Annotated in this window: 19 protein-coding genes and 1 pseudogene; 5 read left to right on the top strand and 15 right to left on the bottom strand. The window is 59.8% G+C overall.

Annotated elements, in window-relative coordinates; translation table 11 throughout:
- Positions 1–9 precede the first annotated feature (9 nt).
- From VHO05_RS08820 to VHO05_RS08780, 9 genes and pseudogenes are all read right to left on the bottom strand, one after another.
- Positions 10–282, bottom strand: coding sequence for a hypothetical protein (locus tag VHO05_RS08820; protein ID WP_329647537.1), 273 nt, complete (start codon positions 280–282; stop codon positions 10–12).
- Positions 200–797, bottom strand: a pseudogene (locus VHO05_RS08815) (cysteine hydrolase family protein). The gene VHO05_RS08820 and the pseudogene VHO05_RS08815 overlap by 83 nt, the downstream one beginning before the upstream one ends.
- 49 nt (positions 798–846) lie before the next feature.
- Entirely contained in the window at positions 847–1278 is a 432-nt protein-coding gene (locus VHO05_RS08810; RefSeq protein WP_329646217.1) for a DUF421 domain-containing protein, read from the bottom strand.
- Between the two features lie 217 nt (positions 1279–1495).
- Positions 1496–1897 carry a DUF3768 domain-containing protein gene (locus tag VHO05_RS08805; protein ID WP_329646216.1) on the bottom strand — a complete coding sequence of 134 codons (402 nt, stop codon included), beginning with the start codon at positions 1895–1897 and terminating at the stop codon, positions 1496–1498.
- A gap of 42 nt (positions 1898–1939) precedes the next feature.
- Positions 1940–2110 carry a hypothetical protein gene (locus tag VHO05_RS08800; RefSeq protein WP_329646215.1) on the bottom strand — a complete coding sequence of 57 codons (171 nt, stop codon included), beginning with the start codon at positions 2108–2110 and terminating at the stop codon, positions 1940–1942.
- A gap of 884 nt (positions 2111–2994) precedes the next feature.
- Positions 2995–3255, bottom strand: a complete 261-nt coding sequence (locus VHO05_RS08795; RefSeq protein WP_329646214.1) for a hypothetical protein — start codon at positions 3253–3255, stop codon at positions 2995–2997.
- Positions 3256–3538: 283 nt separating this feature from the next.
- Positions 3539–3898, bottom strand: coding sequence for a helix-turn-helix domain-containing protein (locus VHO05_RS08790; RefSeq protein ID WP_329646213.1), 360 nt, complete (start codon positions 3896–3898; stop codon positions 3539–3541).
- A gap of 17 nt (positions 3899–3915) precedes the next feature.
- Positions 3916–4671 (bottom strand): hypothetical protein, encoded by a 756-nt coding sequence (locus VHO05_RS08785; RefSeq protein WP_329646212.1) that lies wholly within the window; start codon positions 4669–4671, stop codon positions 3916–3918.
- Between the two features lie 1104 nt (positions 4672–5775).
- Entirely contained in the window at positions 5776–6285 is a 510-nt protein-coding gene (locus VHO05_RS08780) for a zinc ribbon domain-containing protein (RefSeq protein ID WP_329646211.1), read from the bottom strand.
- Positions 6286–6595: 310 nt separating this feature from the next.
- Between VHO05_RS08780 and VHO05_RS08775 the strand changes: the two genes are divergently transcribed.
- From VHO05_RS08775 to VHO05_RS08765, 3 genes are all read left to right on the top strand, one after another.
- Positions 6596–8149 (top strand): Fic family protein, encoded by a 1554-nt coding sequence (locus VHO05_RS08775; protein ID WP_329646210.1) that lies wholly within the window; start codon positions 6596–6598, stop codon positions 8147–8149.
- Positions 8150–8220: 71 nt separating this feature from the next.
- Positions 8221–8400 (top strand): hypothetical protein, encoded by a 180-nt coding sequence (locus VHO05_RS08770; RefSeq protein ID WP_329646209.1) that lies wholly within the window; start codon positions 8221–8223, stop codon positions 8398–8400.
- The gene (locus tag VHO05_RS08765; protein WP_329646208.1) at positions 8384–8626 is read left to right on the top strand and encodes a hypothetical protein; all 243 of its coding nucleotides are present in this window, start codon (positions 8384–8386) and stop codon (positions 8624–8626) included. The genes VHO05_RS08770 and VHO05_RS08765 overlap by 17 nt, the downstream gene beginning before the upstream one ends.
- Before the next feature lie 47 nt (positions 8627–8673).
- Here the strand turns inward: VHO05_RS08765 and VHO05_RS08760 are convergent, their stop codons facing one another.
- The 5 genes from VHO05_RS08760 to VHO05_RS08740 are packed head-to-tail and all read right to left on the bottom strand — an operon-like array spanning position 8674 to position 15084.
- Positions 8674–9507 (bottom strand): ABC transporter ATP-binding protein, encoded by an 834-nt coding sequence (locus tag VHO05_RS08760; RefSeq protein WP_329646207.1) that lies wholly within the window; start codon positions 9505–9507, stop codon positions 8674–8676.
- Entirely contained in the window at positions 9498–10517 is a 1020-nt protein-coding gene (locus VHO05_RS08755) for an iron ABC transporter permease (RefSeq protein ID WP_329646206.1), read from the bottom strand. The genes VHO05_RS08760 and VHO05_RS08755 overlap by 10 nt, the downstream gene beginning before the upstream one ends.
- The gene (locus tag VHO05_RS08750) at positions 10514–11617 is read right to left on the bottom strand and encodes an LLM class flavin-dependent oxidoreductase (protein WP_329646205.1); all 1104 of its coding nucleotides are present in this window, start codon (positions 11615–11617) and stop codon (positions 10514–10516) included. The genes VHO05_RS08755 and VHO05_RS08750 overlap by 4 nt, the downstream gene beginning before the upstream one ends.
- Complete coding sequence (locus tag VHO05_RS08745) at positions 11607–12650, bottom strand: ABC transporter substrate-binding protein (RefSeq protein ID WP_329646204.1); 1044 nt, start codon at positions 12648–12650, stop codon at positions 11607–11609. The genes VHO05_RS08750 and VHO05_RS08745 overlap by 11 nt, the downstream gene beginning before the upstream one ends.
- A 58-nt stretch (positions 12651–12708) precedes the next feature.
- Entirely contained in the window at positions 12709–15084 is a 2376-nt protein-coding gene (locus VHO05_RS08740) for a TonB-dependent receptor (protein ID WP_329646203.1), read from the bottom strand.
- Between the two features lie 589 nt (positions 15085–15673).
- Here VHO05_RS08740 and VHO05_RS08735 point away from each other — a divergent pair.
- Together VHO05_RS08735 and VHO05_RS08730 are read left to right on the top strand one after the other, a co-directional pair.
- On the top strand, positions 15674–16111 hold the full coding sequence (locus VHO05_RS08735; RefSeq protein ID WP_329646202.1) for an alcohol dehydrogenase catalytic domain-containing protein: 438 nt from the start codon (positions 15674–15676) through the stop codon (positions 16109–16111).
- A complete protein-coding gene (locus VHO05_RS08730; protein WP_329647536.1) occupies positions 15993–16250 on the top strand; it encodes a hypothetical protein in 258 nt (85 codons plus the stop codon). The genes VHO05_RS08735 and VHO05_RS08730 overlap by 119 nt, the downstream gene beginning before the upstream one ends.
- Positions 16251–16523: 273 nt before the next feature.
- Here the strand turns inward: VHO05_RS08730 and VHO05_RS08725 are convergent, their stop codons facing one another.
- Positions 16524–16766 (bottom strand): hypothetical protein, encoded by a 243-nt coding sequence (locus VHO05_RS08725; protein ID WP_329646201.1) that lies wholly within the window; start codon positions 16764–16766, stop codon positions 16524–16526.
- Positions 16767–16812: the final 46 nt, after the last annotated feature.

The following is a 16812-nucleotide window of genomic DNA, read 5'->3' as shown; positions in this document are numbered from 1 at the left end:
ATTCTCCCTTTAGCGCAGTCCGAGTGCGCCCAGGACGAACATCACCACGACGATCAGGCCGATGAGATAGATGACTTCATGCATGGAGCGGACACTCGGTATTGTTGACGTGGACTGAACAACACCATGCAGCCACGGTGGTTCCGTGTGCGTGCGAAAAATCCGCGAAACGGCACCGCCCAAGAAGTCGTAAATTGTCTCACCAATCGTCGAGGATTTCGTCGACTTCGGCGGCCTCGATCTGTTCGGCAAGACGTTCATGGTAAAAATCGACAAGCGCATCGTGCGTGTCGTTTGCACAAAGCATCGGTTGCGACGATCACGCGGTAGCCCGCATCGACGGCCCCTAGCACGGTGCTTAGTACGCAGACATCGGTCTCGCCTCCCGAAACAATCAGCGTGTCGACATCGCGCGTCTGGAGGGCCGCTAGAGCTGCGGTTGACCACGGGGAATACACTCGTTTGTCGACCACGAGCGCTGGCGGCACGAACATTTGAAGCTCAGGAACCAGTCTCAATAGGTTGTGGTCAATGTGCTCCAACGTCATTTTAGCCCAGCGGCGGTAGTAGCCACGCCAAGCACCACGTGCCTCGTCTGCGGTGTTCGCGGGGATGAATCGCGTGAAGATCGTTCGTGCAGGATCCCGTGCGCAGAGCCGAGTGACCTGCGGAAGTACTTGGCGGAGCCATCCCGTTGCCCACGGTGAATCCGCGTCAAACATTCGCTGCATGTCGACGCATAGGTGAGCCGCACGAGGTCCGGGCGGTCCGAAACGCAGGCCCGAAGACTTCTTGATCAAGGCGTCACCTTGATCACACTAAGTCTCCCGTCGCCCTCGAGCTTCGCTAGGCGGACTTCCTCGAAGGAACCTCCTTCTCACGCAATTGTGCCCGCAATTCATCCTCCGACAGCATCTCACGACGGAGATTAGACTCGACCAACCGTCCGTCCTTGATGAGGGTCAGTGGAGGCGCGGAGAAAAGGGGACGCAACGCCGAGATGCGATACTGCAGCCAATCAATCAGGTACTCCCACGCGACAATACTAACCACGAGGACGAGACCCTCAGTCACTGAGTTGTAGTCCTTGCCGAGCCCGTTTTGCGCGGCATCGGCGATCAAAACGATTATGAGAAGGTCGGCGGGGCCGAAGCTGCCAGCCTGGCGGCGAGCGATGAAGCGCAAAATCGCGAACAGCCCCAGATACATGATCGAACCGCGCAGTACGATTTCGGCGATGCTGATTGCGGGGACGAAGACCGCATGCCAGTTGACCATATGTCTGCCTCCACTAACTGAGCAACAAGTCAACGCGCGGCGGTTCACAACGGTCGCATCGGTCGTAGACGGCGGGACACAGCGCTTTTGAGGACCCGACCGACGCTCGATACCATTCTGAAACGACTTACGAGGACTTCGGGCGGATGGAGGGGGTGGCGGGACGACGGCCTCGGACCCGCCTGGCAGCCGGCGGGTCTGAGGGGTTGGTCGAGCTTTAGTACTCGCCCTGGAGCATGATGGTGAGCACGCGCCGCGTCTGCGTGGGATCGCGCGGATCGGGCGAGTACATCTCCAGCTCGTTGTCGTACAGGTCGATCTTCCAGCAGAGCGGATGACCATCGATCTCGAACGTCCCGAAGTCGTGCTCGCCCCACGGATCGTTCGCCTCGGTGAAGCTGTCGTACGCGCGGACGGCTTGGAACGCGCGCTGGCAGAACGCCGAGCCGAGCGCTTTGAGGCCGCTGGTAATGACGACACGGTCGCGGCCGAGCCGCGCCTCGAAGTTGGAGCGGAACGCATCGTTCTGGGCGCGCACGTCGGCGTTCTCCTTGCGCATCTGCCGGTCGAATTCGGCGGCGGCTTCGAGCTCGCGGATAGGGTCGATGTCAGTAGACATGGTAGGATGGTAGCGAAGGCTGTTAAGTAAGGCGGGCGGGCTCTAGCGGCTCGCCCGTCTGCTGTTCTGACTGCGGCGCGCGGTGAAGCGCTTCTCGGCCGCGGCCATGTGGTTCGCCTCGAGGGCGACGACCGCCGCGATATCGCGCAGCTGCTCGGCAGCGGCGTCGAGCGCAGCTCGGCGCTCGCGAAACGTAGGTTGCTTGTCTGGCATAGGGTAGGGAAGTAAGGGCTACTAAAGGTCGACCAGCCGGCGGCTGCCGCATCCGGCTCTAGCTATTCCAGCGCGCCAGGGCAAAGCGCGGGGTCAAGGCGGAAAGCCTTGAGGACGTGAAGAAGGGCAGGGAAGCGACGCGGGCCTTGACGCCGTGCTGCGCTGGCGCATCGATCATGAAGAGAGCCGGGCGGCAGGCGCCCCGTCTCGGGAAGTAAGAAAGCGGCCGCCTTCGGCGGCGACCGTCATGCATCCTCGAAAGAGGCGCTTCGCGCCGTCGTAGCCGAGTCCCCATCCACTCGGCTGCATTTCCTCGCGGCCTTGCCGCAGTTTTGCGGCCTGGAGGCCGCACGTAGGGATGCGCGCGACTTCGGACGCTCGCGTCCGAAAAGCGCTTCCACGCACTCCAACCCCCCAGCCGTCGGCCCCGAAAAATAAGGAGCGGCCCCGCCGCGACTATATTTTTCGAGGAGCCCGACCAATCGCCCGACAGGCGAGGCGCCCGAAAGCAACGAGGAGGAAGTGTCCGATAGCCCCACCGGACTATCGCGACGCGCACCGACGACTATGCTTTCCGCGCCGAGCCCGCCAGCCGCTCATCTATCTACCGCTGTATGCTCAGCGGTATCGAGCGGTGGCGGGCGATTGGTCGGGCTCCGCAGGAGAGCGAAGCGTCCCGACGGCTGGGGGGCTGGGTGCCTTGTATTTCGGGCAAAAGCGTCGCTTAGACGCTGTCTGGCGACCCCTACAGAGCGGACGTAGCCGCGATTGTAGGGCAATCCACTATCGGACGCGTGTTCAAAACCACGTTTTGCGACGCGTGTTCGATAGGGAAGTTCAAACGAAATCTCTATCAGGCGTTCGATTTTTCGGACGCGTGCCAGCTACTGCAAATACTGCAGGATGGCGATGATGACGGCGGCCTGCGCGAGCAGGGAGCCGGACATCCAAGTGACGAGCCGTGTGGTCTGTCGCGCAAGAGCGATCTCAAGATCCTGCTTCGTGACGAGGGACGACACGTCGAGCTGCTTGATGACCTCGGTGATGCCTTCGGCCTGAACGCGCGAGAAGCCGCTCGCTTCGAGCTTCTTCACGATGCCATTGGTGTCGACGACGAGGGCTCGCATGTACGGGAATCGTACCACGCGGATTTCCGGCCGCAAGCTGAGCAGGAAACTAGGCGTTGGACCATGTCGCAGAATATCTGTTTTGCGACACGATAATAGCTAGGTGTCAAGGTCTCTCATCTAAGGTCGCGGTCGGTTTGACTTCCTGCATTTCTGTGTTCCTATTTTTATAGATGCATCCCCTTTACTGGATATTTTTCTTTCTGAATATTCTTAGATGCATATTCTTATATAGAGTGAATTCAGCGGGCTGTGACTCTAGCCTTCAGCAGGCTGAATCCTTGATTTCAGCGGGCTGAAATCAAGACTTCGGCGCCTTCCGCTTCACGACGAAGTTGATGGTGTAGAGATTGGTCTTCCCTTGCCCTCTTCGCGTGATCTCGATAAGGCCACACGCCTCGAGTTCCTTGATGAAAGTGTTCACGCTGCCGATCGACATGCCGATGTCCTTGGCCAAGCGCTCTTGGCCCGGAAAGCAAAGACTGTTGTTCCATGCGTAGGACAGGAAGAGCGCGTACGTGGTCTTGGCGCCGATCGAGAGGTCGGGATTGCGCAGGATGAAATTGGGAAGCTGCGTGAACCCGTGCAGCGCGATTGGGTCTGCGCTGTTGAGCTTGATGTTCTGCTCGAGTTGTTGGAGCCGGCCCCCGATGTGATCCATGAGGCCATTATCGCCTGCTAGTTCCCTGCTGGCGGTGAGTTATCAACACGCGCGTCTCGGTGATCTGCAGGTTGGTAGGGATCTGCTTGTCCAAGCAGTGGCGCGAACATACGCTGCATCGCGCCGAGCAGCGTGTGAGTCTCGCGGTAGCGCGTAGAGAGTTCGCTGATCTGTTCGTCCTTTGCGGTGAGCTGGCCTTTGAGCAATCCGATGAAGTCGTCCTTTTCCTCGATGCGCTTTTCGAGCTGCGCGACATAGCTCGCCGTGGCCGGTTGTGTCTCGCTGTGACCAGGCACGACCAGCTCCGTCTTCTCAGAATTTGGGCCACCATCTGAGTTAGACATGTCCGGCTCAGGCGCGCCACGGCGCGCCATGTCGGGCTTTGTCTCGGTTGCAGCAGAGCCATTTTCTAAGTCGGACGTGGCGAGCTTAGGCGCGCTAGGGCGCGCCGTGTCCGAGTTGGAGTTGCGCGATATTTCAGGGTGGACATGGTCGGACATGGGGTGGACAGAGTTGGACATGTCCAGCTGCGTCATACCCTGTCCTTCTCTCTGCGCCTCCCATTGCTTCAGGTCTCCGATCGCCTTCGGGAGCGATGCAGGCGCGACGTACCATTGGTCGCCAGTAGGGCCGGGAATCTTCACGGCATCGAGGAGACCCGTCTGGCAGTAGCGAATGATCTGGCGGCGGGAGCGAGGGACACCGGCCTGGGTAAGAAGCACCCCGACGTGTTCGACGGTGAGAATGTGACGGAGCTCGCCGGGGTTGGACATGGCGGGCTGTGGCGCGCTATGGCTGGCCGTGTCGGGCATAGGCCAAGTGTACCAAGCGGCGCTGATGAGCTTTTGCCGTTATCCCCATTGCGAGGGCTGAGTGCGGCAAAGTTCATCAGCATGAACGGTTGCCGCTGGATAGCAGGCCCGAAATGTTGTCGAAGTCTCTCATGCTGATCCGAGCAAAACATCATCGGGTAGGATCTGGTTGGAGGAAGCCGCCGACGGACTCGCCATGTATGCAGTTGGCCACTTCTTGACAGCGGCCGAATGCGGCGGCAATCACTCTAACGAACATGAACGCAAGCTCCCACACGAGGGCGCTTTTTTATTGTGTGGCCAGCGTGGGCCGAACAATTCCAACAATAAAAAGCCCCCCGCTATGTACGGGGGGCAGAGTAGAACCGTGGCAACGACATGCATCCGGCTTCGACCTAGCAAGTACGGTAGACCGGTACCACAGCCACAACGTTACAGTATCGCCTATGACTAAACTGTCAAACTTAGCGTCTGCGTAGCAGTAGCGTTCGAAGCTCAGCATTCGTCGTTGCCTTCTCACAGGAGGCTGCGATGCCATTCATGCTCAAGTCGCCGTTCCTTTTTTCAGGGGCGGCAGAAATATGCCTCCCATTGATACGCAACGGATCGACGCTACCGAGCGCGCAAGAACCGAGAGCCGCATCTGGACACCGCGCGACTTCGTGTGATGACTCTCATAGCGACCAAGAAGAAGCAGTAATTCCAAGCTCCGAAAAGGCATGGCTCGTTCGTCGTGACCAGTCGGTGCTGGTGGAGGGATAGCGGGCCGCAGCGCGTAGTGATATCAAAGAGCGACGCGGGTGGTCCGCGGTCCGCGCAGAGCGCGCTGAGCCTATTCTGAGCCTAGTGGGAATCTCATCCGACCGAAACCGCTGACGGCAAAAGCAAAAGCTGGAAAGAGTTGGTGCGGAGCACCAGACTACGAATCTGGGGGTCAGAGGTTCGAATCCTTTCGGGCGCGCCACTCTCGAACAAAACTGGGCACTCCAGCAGGAGCTGCGCCCCCTGCCATAACAAGGCGCTCCAAGACGCTCTTGCGTCCTACGATGCGGATTTCCGCGTCATCTACCTGAACTTGGTCGACGAAGGGGTATCGCCTTCGAGCACGTTTTTGCGCATGACTTCCGCGAAGGCCGCGATCTTGTCCGGCGTAAGTTTTGATCCGGGGCGAAGCTCGGCCTTTGCGCGATCGAGAGACGCTTGCGCTATGTCGCGATCCTGCTTGGCGACCGCGACCCGATCCTTCAGCGTTGGATCGCTCGGATCGGCGATACCCGCCTCGATGGCATCGTAGAGTCGCCGCAGACGAGTCTCTGCAGCGGCAAGCTTGGTTTGAAGGGCCGCCAATCGTTTCGCGTGGTCCTCGTTACGCGAACCCTGACGCTGCATAAGGCCGGACAGTAGTTCTTCGACGCGCTCGGGCGCGAGTAGGCGTTCGGCCAGCTTCTCACTGACGAGCCGGTCCAGCTTGTCCATGGGGATCGACCGGCCCATACACGCGGCCTTGCCCTTCTGGGCGCAGGTCGCGCAGGTGTAGTATCGGTACCGGCCGGATTTTCCGGTGCGTAGCGTCATTCCTCCGCCGCAACTCGCGCATGTTGCGATTCCGGTCAGAAGGATCGGGCCGCTTACAACGCGTGGTGGGGTCGCCTTGGGGTTTCTCGCCTTGAGCGCCGCTTGCACGCCGTCGAACGTCGCATCGTCGATTATCGGTTCGACGCTTAATCTCCGGCCAAGATGGGTTTTTCCTAGGATAATCAGCGCGCCAGGCTGAGTATCAATTTTCACAGCCTAGCGCGATTTTATATCAAATTTCATGTCTTGGTATCGTTTTTCATGGCATGATGCCTCTCGTATCGTTTTGCACGGAGAGGCACCGTTTTTCATGGCACGAGCGCCGCAGAACCAGTTTGCCGGTCCTGTAACCGTTTTTCACGAAAGACGGCTGCCTGAGACTGCGACTCCGGCCGGCTATGCAGCGCTGATAGACGCTTACCGACTTGCTGTGCCGATCCCTATGACCCTTTCCGCAATCGGCAGCCGTCACCGCCGGACAGAGCAGCAGGGCTGGCGGATATTCGGTCCGCGCTACACACCGGAAGCGACACTCGAAGGTCACCTGACATTTGCACTCAAGCACGAAGGTCTGGACCTTGCAGTGCTCAAGCGCTTGTTCCTTGCCGTCGGCGCAGCAGGAATCGAGGCGCTCGTGCGCGCAGAGCCTACGGGGCGTTATGCACGCAGGATCTGGTTCCTCTATGAGTGGCTGACGGGGGCACGGCTAGATCTGCCGGATGCCACAGCTGGGACGTATGTCACCGCCCTCGATCCGAAATTACAGTGGGACGTTCCCGCCGAAAACTCGCGGCGTCATCGGGTCAAAAACAATCTGCCCGGTACGCCCGAGTTCTGCCCGCTCGTTTTCAAGACAGCGAAGCTTGATGAGTTCGTCGCGGGGAACCTCGCAGAACGGGCGAGAGCGGTCGTGGCCGACGTCCCGCGCGATCTGCTGGCGCGCACCGCAGCTTTTCTGCTGCTGAAGGATTCAAAGTCCAGCTACGTCATCGAAGGCGAACACCCACCGCAAGACCGCATCCAGCGATGGGGGCGCGCGATTGGTGAGGCCGGACGCAGGCCGCTCGATCTTGATGAACTGCTGCGGCTCCAGCAGATCGTTATCGGAGACGCTCGATTTGTTCGCCTTGGGTTAAGGCATGAGGGCGGTTTCGTCGGCGAGCATGACCGGGATACTGGCGCGCCCATTCCCGACCATATCAGCGCGCGGCACGAAGACCTGCGCAGCCTGATCAATGGCATGTCGGAGTTCGACCGCGTTGCCTCCGAGCATCTCGATCCTGTCATCGGAGCGGCGGTGCTGGCATTCGGCTTCGTGTTCGTTCACCCGTTCGAGGACGGCAACGGCCGAATTCATCGCTACCTGATCCACCACGTCTTGGCCCGTCGCGGGTTCAATCCTCCCGGCCTCGTGTTCCCTGTCTCGTCTGCGATCCTCAACAGCATCGACGAGTACCGCAACGTGCTCGAAGCATATTCGACGCGCGTGCTGCCTGTCGTGCAATGGCAGCCTACGCCGCAGGGCAATGTGCGGGTTCTGAACGACACGGGCGATTTCTACAGGTACTTCGACGCTACGCCTCAGACGGAATTCTTGTTTGAGTGTGTGAGGAAGACCATCGAGGAAGAACTGCCAGCCGAGACGGACTATCTGCGCCGCTACGACGAGTTCAAGGAGGGTGTCGAGCAGATCGTCGACATGCCGGAGCAGAGGATCGATCTCCTGTTTCGCATGCTGAAGCAGAACAACGGCAGACTTTCGCAGCGGGCGCGGCAACGCGAGTTCGAGCAACTCACGGATCAGGAGGCACAAGCCTTGGAGGACGCCTATGCCCGAACATTCGTTGCTGAACGCGAAGGGTAAGGATCAATCGAACATTGGCATCGATCCCTCGTCAATTATCCGCGTCTGAGGAGTACGCTAGGATCGCGACTATGCTGTCGGGGCTGACGGCTTCGATGCCTATTGCGCTGATCACCGAGCGCAGACTCGGCGAGATTCAGTCACAGGCACTTGCTGAAACCACACTCGCGGCTCTCCTCGCGGTATTGAGGAAATCTCTCAAGGCTGTCGAACGCCCAGAGGATCTCTGGTGCCATGGCGCAAGCCTATGAGGCTTATGCTGAAGCGTCGTTTTGGCTGGAAATGGCCGATCGCGGCGTAAAGCTTGAGCGTAACCCCGGCACCGGCGTGGACAGCCAACAGCGGCCGGATTTTGTCCACCATCATGCCGGCGGTGACCTCTACTTTGAGGTCAAGGCGCTTGAGATCGCCGATCCTATGCAGCGCCATAAAGCAAGCGCATATGAGGAGCACGCCACAGTGATCGGGTTTGCCTGACGTGTGATGTCTGCAAACTCGGCAGTGCAGAGATCGCTGCTACTGCCTCACTGACCGGTTGGAAAAAACGCCCTGCGGCCACAAGCGAGCGCGACGCTTTCAACGTCGACCCCGTAGAGTTTTTGCATAGTGGCGGCGGTCAGAACGTCATCCGGCTTTCCATCCTGCTCAAGGTGGCCATCGATCAGCAGCCCAATGCGGGTTGATGCACTGTAAGCGAGCTGAGGATCGTGGCCACTCATAAGGATCGTGTGGCCGTCGTCGGCCAGCCCTCTCAAATGCTTGCTGAGCAAAGCCTGATAGCCGAAATCGAGGTTTGCCATTGGCTCGTCCAAAATCAGGATCGAGGCTTGCTGCGCGAGTGCGCGCGCAATGAGCGTGAGCTGGCGCTCACCTCCTGAGATCTCGCTGTAGACGCGATCGGCGAGGTGAGAAATATCGATCTGTCCGAGCACGCGTTGCACCACGTCGTGATCGCGATCGGACGGGTTGCTCAACAAGCCCTTCTGCGGCAACCGCCCCATCGCGACGACTTCGCGGACGGAGTATGGGAATGGCGTCATGTGGACTTGCGGCACATAGGCCAGCGATCGTGCCACCTCGCGGCGCGGGAGCGAAGCCGTGGGGGCGTTGTCGATAAAAACCTCTCCACGCGCAGGAGCGGCTAGTCCCAACAGCACGCGCAGCAACGTCGTCTTTCCGGCTCCATTGGCACCGAGGAGCGACATGATCTCGCCCGGACCGATAACAAGATCGATACCCTTCAGGATGTCCCGGTTGCCAACGCGGAAATGAATATCGCGCGCGCTGAGAAAGGTGCCGGACGACGTCCCAGACTGGCCGTCGCGATTTTCTCCTATTCTGTTCGGTCCTATATCCAAGCTCGCCGAGCCCTTCCCAGAACAAGTATGAAAGCGGGGATGCCGAGCAACTCGGTGACGATCCCGATTGGAATCTCTGCCGGAGTTAGAACACGCGTTATACAGTCCGCGCTGAGAAGAAATAACGCACCGATGGCCGCACTCAGTGGTAGCAGGCGGGCATTGGCCGGTCCGAAAACCAGACGCGCGAAATTCGGGACCACGAGCCCCACCCATCCGATGATCCCTGCAATCGACACCGACAAAGCCGAGACCAGCGTGGCCATGATGATGACACCGTAGCGAACCGCGGTGACCGGAACTCCAAGCGCCCGCGCTTCGTCGTCGCCCATCGAGAGCGCATCAAGTGCATGCCCAAGCAGGGTCAGCACGACGATGCCGGCGAGAATCGGCACCATCACCACGGCAATGTGCTTCAGCTCCACAGCTTGCAGGCTGCCCATCAGCCAGTAAACGATTGCAGGCAGCTCATTGTAGGGATCGGCCGTGTATTTGGTGATCGACAACAGAGCGGTGAACAATGCGCCGCTGATGATCCCGCCGAGAACGAGCGTCACCATCGTGCCTGGGCCGAAAAGATTGGCGATGAAAACGCCGAATCCGACGGCAAGAAGGGCCATGACGAAGGCAAGCAGCTGAACCACCATCCATTGCTCCGAAATCAGCAAACCAAGTGCCGCTCCGAAACTCGCCCCTCCGAGCACGCCGAGGATGCCTGGAGAGACCAGCGGGTTTCGAAAGACGGCCTGAAATGAGGCGCCGGAGATGGCAAGCGCCGCCCCGATCAACACGGCGGCGAGGAGACGCGGCAGGCGGATCTCGACGATGATGTTGTAGAGCAGCGCGTAGCGTTCGGGCGCAAGCTCGTGCAGACCGACCGACGCTTGAAGAAATTCCCAGATGTCTGCGAGGCTCAGCGGATAACGGCCGATAGCGAGCGACACGGCCATCATGCCAAAGAGCGCCAGAATCAACAGCGCGCCAATTGCGAATACGCGCTGCCGTCTCATGGCCGGATCCCGGCCGCCAGCGCACGCTCTACGCGTGGTCGGAGCTCAGTACCCATGAGAGCCAGCGACTTCTCGAGAAGCTCGAGCGGCAGAAATCCGAAGAACGCGCTCAGGGCATTGAGATACGTCACGCCTAGTTCGTCATGAAGCGCGATAACCTGCTGGGCGCAACTTTCCGGGCTGCCCGCAACGACCATCTCGCTGTAGAAGACCTCCGGATCGAGATCGCGCTCGGCGACGACGCCCTTGCGATTGAACAGTCCGAAGCCTCTAAGCCGTTCGGTAAGTTTCAGCACCGTTGGCCAAAGCTCCTGGCGCGCGCTTGCGTCCGACTCGCTCACATACACAAATCGCCCGAATGGAACCCGGCGCACGTCGCCTCCGGCGTCTTTGAACGCTCTCACCAAGCGGCGTTGGTTGTCCATGCTGGTGATGCCATGGCAAATGACCGCGTGCCCTTCGCGCGCCGTCCAGGCAGCCATCTCGTCGGAATAAGTTCCGATGAAGACGGGAGGGTGGGGCCGTTGGACCGGTTTCGGCTCGATGGAGTAGGCGTTTCCGCCGAACGTCATTGTACCGTCCTGCCACGCCTGGAGCGCAAACTGCAGCGTCGATTGGAAGCGCTCCTCCACGCTTTCGGGCGCGACACCATACACCTCGAGATAGCGGCCATTTCCGCCCCGCGAGATGCCGAAATCAACCCGGCCGTCGGACAGCACGTCGAGCGTCGCGATCTCCTCGGCGAGACGAACGGGATGGTGAAGTGGAAGCAGCAGGACTGAGAAGCCGACGCGCAACTTGCGGGTGCGAGCCAGAATTGCGCTAGCCAGGATGAGCGGCGAATGGCATCGGCGCCCCTCGACTTCGACGATGCTGCCCTGGAAGTGCTCCTCGTTCAGCCATAGCCCGTCGAACCCCCAGCCTTCCACCTTTTCGGCGAAATCGAGCAGCCTCGATGAGGAGATCGATTCCAGCCCGCCGCCGCATCCCGAAAGGCCAATGCGAAATCTCGATACGTTCGGTGTTGCGCACTCGGACGAAGGCTCAGGCGCCCAATCGCCATGGGGCACTGAGGGTCCGGTTCCCGTTTCAGTGCTCACCGGCCCGGCCCTCCAAGATCACATCGATGTCATTGTCGCTGAGTTTGGATTTGAAGAAGTTGGCGTAGAAGGCGCGCACCTCCTCGCTGATCGCGACATCCTTGAAAAGCTCAGGGTGGAACGCTTTGGCAGCCCATAGAATGGTCAGCGGTTGCTCGGCCGTTCGATTTCCCCAAACATGCGCGCCCATCGGCACGGCGTACACACGGCGGTTCTTGATGGCAGACACGCCGGCGATCCTCGCATCGGCGTACGCATCCGCAATCTCGTGCGCCGCGCTGACGACGATCACCTCGGGGTCCCAATGCAGAACCTGCTCGATGGAGAAGTTGAACGCCTCACTGGTGCGGCCATCGTCAGTGACGCTCTTCCCGCCGGCCTTTGCGATCCACCACTCTGCGATGCGATGCGGCTGCGTCAAATTTTTGAGGTTGGCATAAAGAACGCGCGGCCGCTGAGCGTCACGCAGTGCGTCAGTGCGGGCGCTCACCTTGGCCAGCGTCTCGTCGAAGTATCGGCAATAGGCTTCGGCGGCATCCGGCCTATCATACAAGGCGCCGAGCAGACGCATTGCGGCCTTCACGTCGTCCGGCTCACGCCATGCCAAATAGATCGCCGGCGTGCGCGTCCGCTCCACCAGATCGATGGTGGGACGATCCATGGTCAACACGACATCGGGCGCGACTTGAGCGACACCCTCGACGCTCGGACCTTCGCCACTTTGAATGACGGGCAGCGTTGCGATCTGCGGCGCGACGACATACTGGAATCGCCACCGTGAGCCTCCGAGGTTCGGCGGCAGATTGTTGGCGATCGTCGCCGCTTCTCCCATGGCAAACACAAAGCTGTTCAGGACGGGAACCGGCCCGATGGTTGCCACGCGCGCGACCTTGTCCGGCACCTTGACCGTGCGTCCAGCCATGTCCGTGACGAGGCGTTCAGCATGAACCGGGGAAGCGCCGGTCGCTGCCACTAAGACAAGAGAGAGCCATAGCGCGGCAACTCGACGAGCGGTCGTTTGGATCAAGAACATGCTGGCGTTCCCAGAAACATACGAATGAAGCATCGGTGATGCTCCGTTCGTCTCGTCTTCAGAATTTCACCGCGACGGTGCCAACGAAGGTACGCGGGGCACCAACGTAATACTGCGCGTTTGAGCTCAGGTCGAAGTCGTTCGGCGCGATCTGCGAGATGTACTTGCTGTCAAACACGTTCACGACACCGAGCTTCATTGTCACCTCTTCCAAGCCGAACAGGTGCGTGGCGTCGTAGGCGACCGTGAAATCGGCAACCGTATGCGCGGAGACCTTTTGAATATTCGCCGCGTCGCCGTAACGTTCTCCGATGTATCGGACAACCGGCGTGAAGGAGAGACCATTCCAGCTATAGGTCAGGCCGCCTTTGAGCATCGTCTGGGGCGTGTTGGGGATCTGCTTTCCTTTGGTCTCAAGAAGCGCGCCGCCGCCCAGCGTTGGGGTGTCGGCATCGAACGTCTCGGACGCGAGCGTTCCCGATCCGAAGATAAAGAGTTCCGACCCGAACTGATAAGCGACCTGCAATTCGGCGCCGTACTCCGTGCTCGATCCGGTTCCTTCATAGTAGGCAATGTTGGGACCGATGCCGGGATCGATCACCTTCACCTGCTTGTTGGTGTGCTCTGCATAGAAAACGGAGGGTATGATCGTCAGGCCGTATCCTTGGAAGCTGACTTGGGCGGCGAACTGATCGGCAATCTCGGGCTTCACTTTGTCAACGAGATCCTGGAGCGAGATGCCTTTGGCTTGGAAGGCGACACGGTTCGAAATGTAGTTGCTCGCCTGCGGACCCCAGTCCGGCCGTCCGAAGTTCCGACCGTACGCGATGTTCGCGCTCCACCCGGCGCCGAAATCCTTGGTGATGGCGATGTTCGGAAGGAACTCGTTGTAGTCGTGCGCGGCCACGGATGCGCCGGGTAGAAGTGCCGGATTGGTAGCCAGAGCATCGTCCAAGGTACCATCAGGCACGCCCGCCCCGTTGTAATACTGCATGTCGGGTGCGCCGAGGCTCATGTAGCGCAGTCCACCGGTGACGGTGATTGACCCGAAGGCCTGCGTTAGCTGGGCATAAGGGCTGTTGACGACGAAGTCGTCGATCCTGGCGATCGTGCTCCAACGATCGAATGCCAGCTCTCCAGACGGAGTGACCTTGAAGCGACGCTGGTCGGTCGGCGGCGGCGGCGGCGCCATGGACTGCCACCAGTAACCGACGGCGAGATCCGTCCCAGTTCCGAAGTGGCCATTGTATTCGAGCACTCCGCCAACGTTATCGTTCTCCTGGCGCCAAATCTGGACGTTGCTGCCGGCGGCGGAATACTGCACGCCGTCGTTGTTCCAATAGTAGGGCTTGAACACAACGTGCTGCCCCTCGGCAAACTCATAGTCGATGTTTGCTTGAAGCGCGTAGGTCTCAGAGCTCGAGCGATTGAATTTGTAGTAGTTGACGTCGGTCGCTGAGTTTCCAGTCAACGTGCTGTTGTAGTCGAACTTGTAATTGGCCTTGAGATTGAGAATCTGATCGTAGCGGAGGGCACGATAAGGATTGCCGTCGAACTTGTTGTATACGGCATTGACGTCAACCTTCAGGGCGTCTCCAAAAGTCTGGCTCCAGCCCAACGCGGCGTTGTCGCGCGAGTTGTCGCCAACACCCGTCCATTTATCCGCATCTGTGGTCGATCCCGAAACGAAGAATTTCGTTCCCGTGCTCAGCAGGCCGCTGTCGAAACGCGCAAATGTCTTGCTAAAATCCCAAGACCCGAAGCTTTGCTCGATGAAGTTCGATGGTTTGTCTTGCGGCCCGAGAATGATCTGATCGATCACGCCAGATGCGTTGGACATTCCGAGGCTCTTGTCAGCCGGAATCGGCCCTCGATAGACGTCCAGACGATAGATGTTCTCAAGGTCATAGAGATCGGCGCCGCCCACGATGCCCGCGACGGGGAGGCCGTTGATATTGCGGGAAAGGTGAAAGTCTGACTTACCCGCAATATTGATGTTGCGCGTCGCGCTAAGGCCGTAGGGATCGGGGCTCTCCACATTGACGGACGGCAATATGTTGGCAGCTTGATAGAAGCTTGTCTGGGCTCCGCCACCGAGAAGCGTGAGGCCCTCGTGCGTTACGCTGCTGACCCGGCCGAGATCCGGATCAGTCACAATTACGCCGCCGACGACTTGGCTCGTCACGGACTGCGGCAATGCGTTGTCGCCGCCATTGAGCGGCGCATTTGCGTTCTCTGCGGTGCTGCTTTGCGGCATCGGTTTGACTGCGGGCTTCTTCGCAACTTTGGCGTTGGTCGTTTTCGGTTTTGCCTTGGTCACCACAGTCACGGGCGGGAGAGTTTGAACGGTCTCATCAGGCTTTGCTTGCTGCGCCAGCGCCGTCATGGGCGTTAGTATCAATGCAGCAGCTAGTGCGAACTTTACTTCTCTCATACGCAACGCTCCCAGTGGTAGTGCGCGGTGGTCACCGTGGCTCACCGCATAGATTTGTTGTTGGGCCCCTGCTCAATCGATCTCGTGCCGAACACCCGGGCCGCCCCTCGGATGATCGTCGCCACTTACAATTTGGTCTCGCTGAGCTTGAGCCGTCGGTAGCGGATGCGATGGCGCCAAATCACGCTGCGAAGGCCGGTCACGGCGCTCACGCGGTTCTGAACCCCCTTCCCTCGTCCGAAGACCGTATGCTGGCAGGCCGCGCATGCGCGGGCTCTCCAGCGCTTGAAGCGCTGCCGGAACGGCGCACTCGCTGTGCTGAAATTGACTCTGACTTGTTTTGAAGAACGCACGCAGCCATCGCTGCAGCGGCAAACACACGCCGCGACATCACTTCCCCCACGCGATACTCGATGCCCCCCGGCATCATCGGGTGATATATGCATGTATATAACGCAGACGCAACGACGTTTGATGCCTGCCGGATTCGACAGCCTCCGAAGGCGGCCGACAAGATACGGGGCCACTCAGCGCCGACGATGTGGAGATAGCCGTCGAGACTTGCGGCATCTGCCACTCCGACGTCTCCATGATGCACAACGAAAGGAGCATGACCGCCTACTCGCTCGTGCCGGGACACGAGGTGATCGGGGCGGTCACGGCGCCTTGTTCGAACGCCAAGGAGCTCAAAGTAGGCCAGCGCGTCCGCGTGGGTTGGGTCGCTTCAAGCTGCATGCATTGCCAGCCCTGCCTCAATGGGGATCAGAACCTCTGCGCAACCCACACGGAAACCATCGTCGGCCGCCATGGCAGCTTTGCCGAGAAGGTGCGCGCCCAATGGACGTGGGCTATCCCGATTCCCGATGGCGTCGATGCCAAGGAGGCGGCACCGCTCCTCTGTGGCGATCATGGGCCAGGACAGCGTCTCAGGCTCGCCCAACGGTGCGCCGGTTACGTCGCAGCTAATGCTCGAGTTCTGCGCCCGCCACAACATCGTGCCGCAGACCGAGCACCTCCCGATCGCTAAGGTGAACGACGCCATTCAGCACCTACTTGACGGCAAGGCGCGCTACCGCATTGTGCTCGACATCCCGCAACCCCAGAACAGGATCATGGACGAAACAATCCTCAACCGTGAGCCCCTGCACCGCATCTCGTTACGCTGATCGGTTGTTGGCCCCAAGCGTCAGGTCGACCATTTCCGCTCTGTAAGGCAATGCAGACATTCCCGTGCCATCAACGCGAGCCGCTGCCTCTGGTGGGCCCACGTCTCCTAACTCGGCTTTGCTGCCGGCCGACATCGACCGCAAAGTCCCAGGAGCGGACATCGTCGAACTAGATGACCACCCGCGTTGTGCGTCTGGCATCTAGGTCCACAACGGGGTGAAGAGCAGACGTCCATCTGCCGCATCGAACGACCGCCAGTGCCCCTGAACGGACTAGTGGCCAGCCATCTGGCAAGTAAGGCGCCGCGTACCTACAGCGGCAATTCCGAGCAGGTTGACCTTCGCATAGCCGCCGAGGGGCGCATTCAGGTTTGAATTGTCGCTGAAGAAGAACTGGCTGCTCGCTGCGATCAAATCCGCCCCAAATCGCCACTGACGCGTGAGCCAGTAGTCGAAGCCCGCCTTGAACTTGTGCGCGGAAACGCCCGTAATTTGATCGCCGGGGGTGACAAACACGCACGTCGGCGCCTCGGGGCGCGGTTGCGGCTTTCATGCTGGAAGC

The sequence above is a fragment of the Hyphomicrobium sp. genome, assembly GCF_036262015.1.
GTDB lineage: Bacteria > Pseudomonadota > Alphaproteobacteria > Rhizobiales > Hyphomicrobiaceae > Hyphomicrobium_C.
This window is presented reverse-complemented; position numbering and strand designations above follow the sequence as displayed.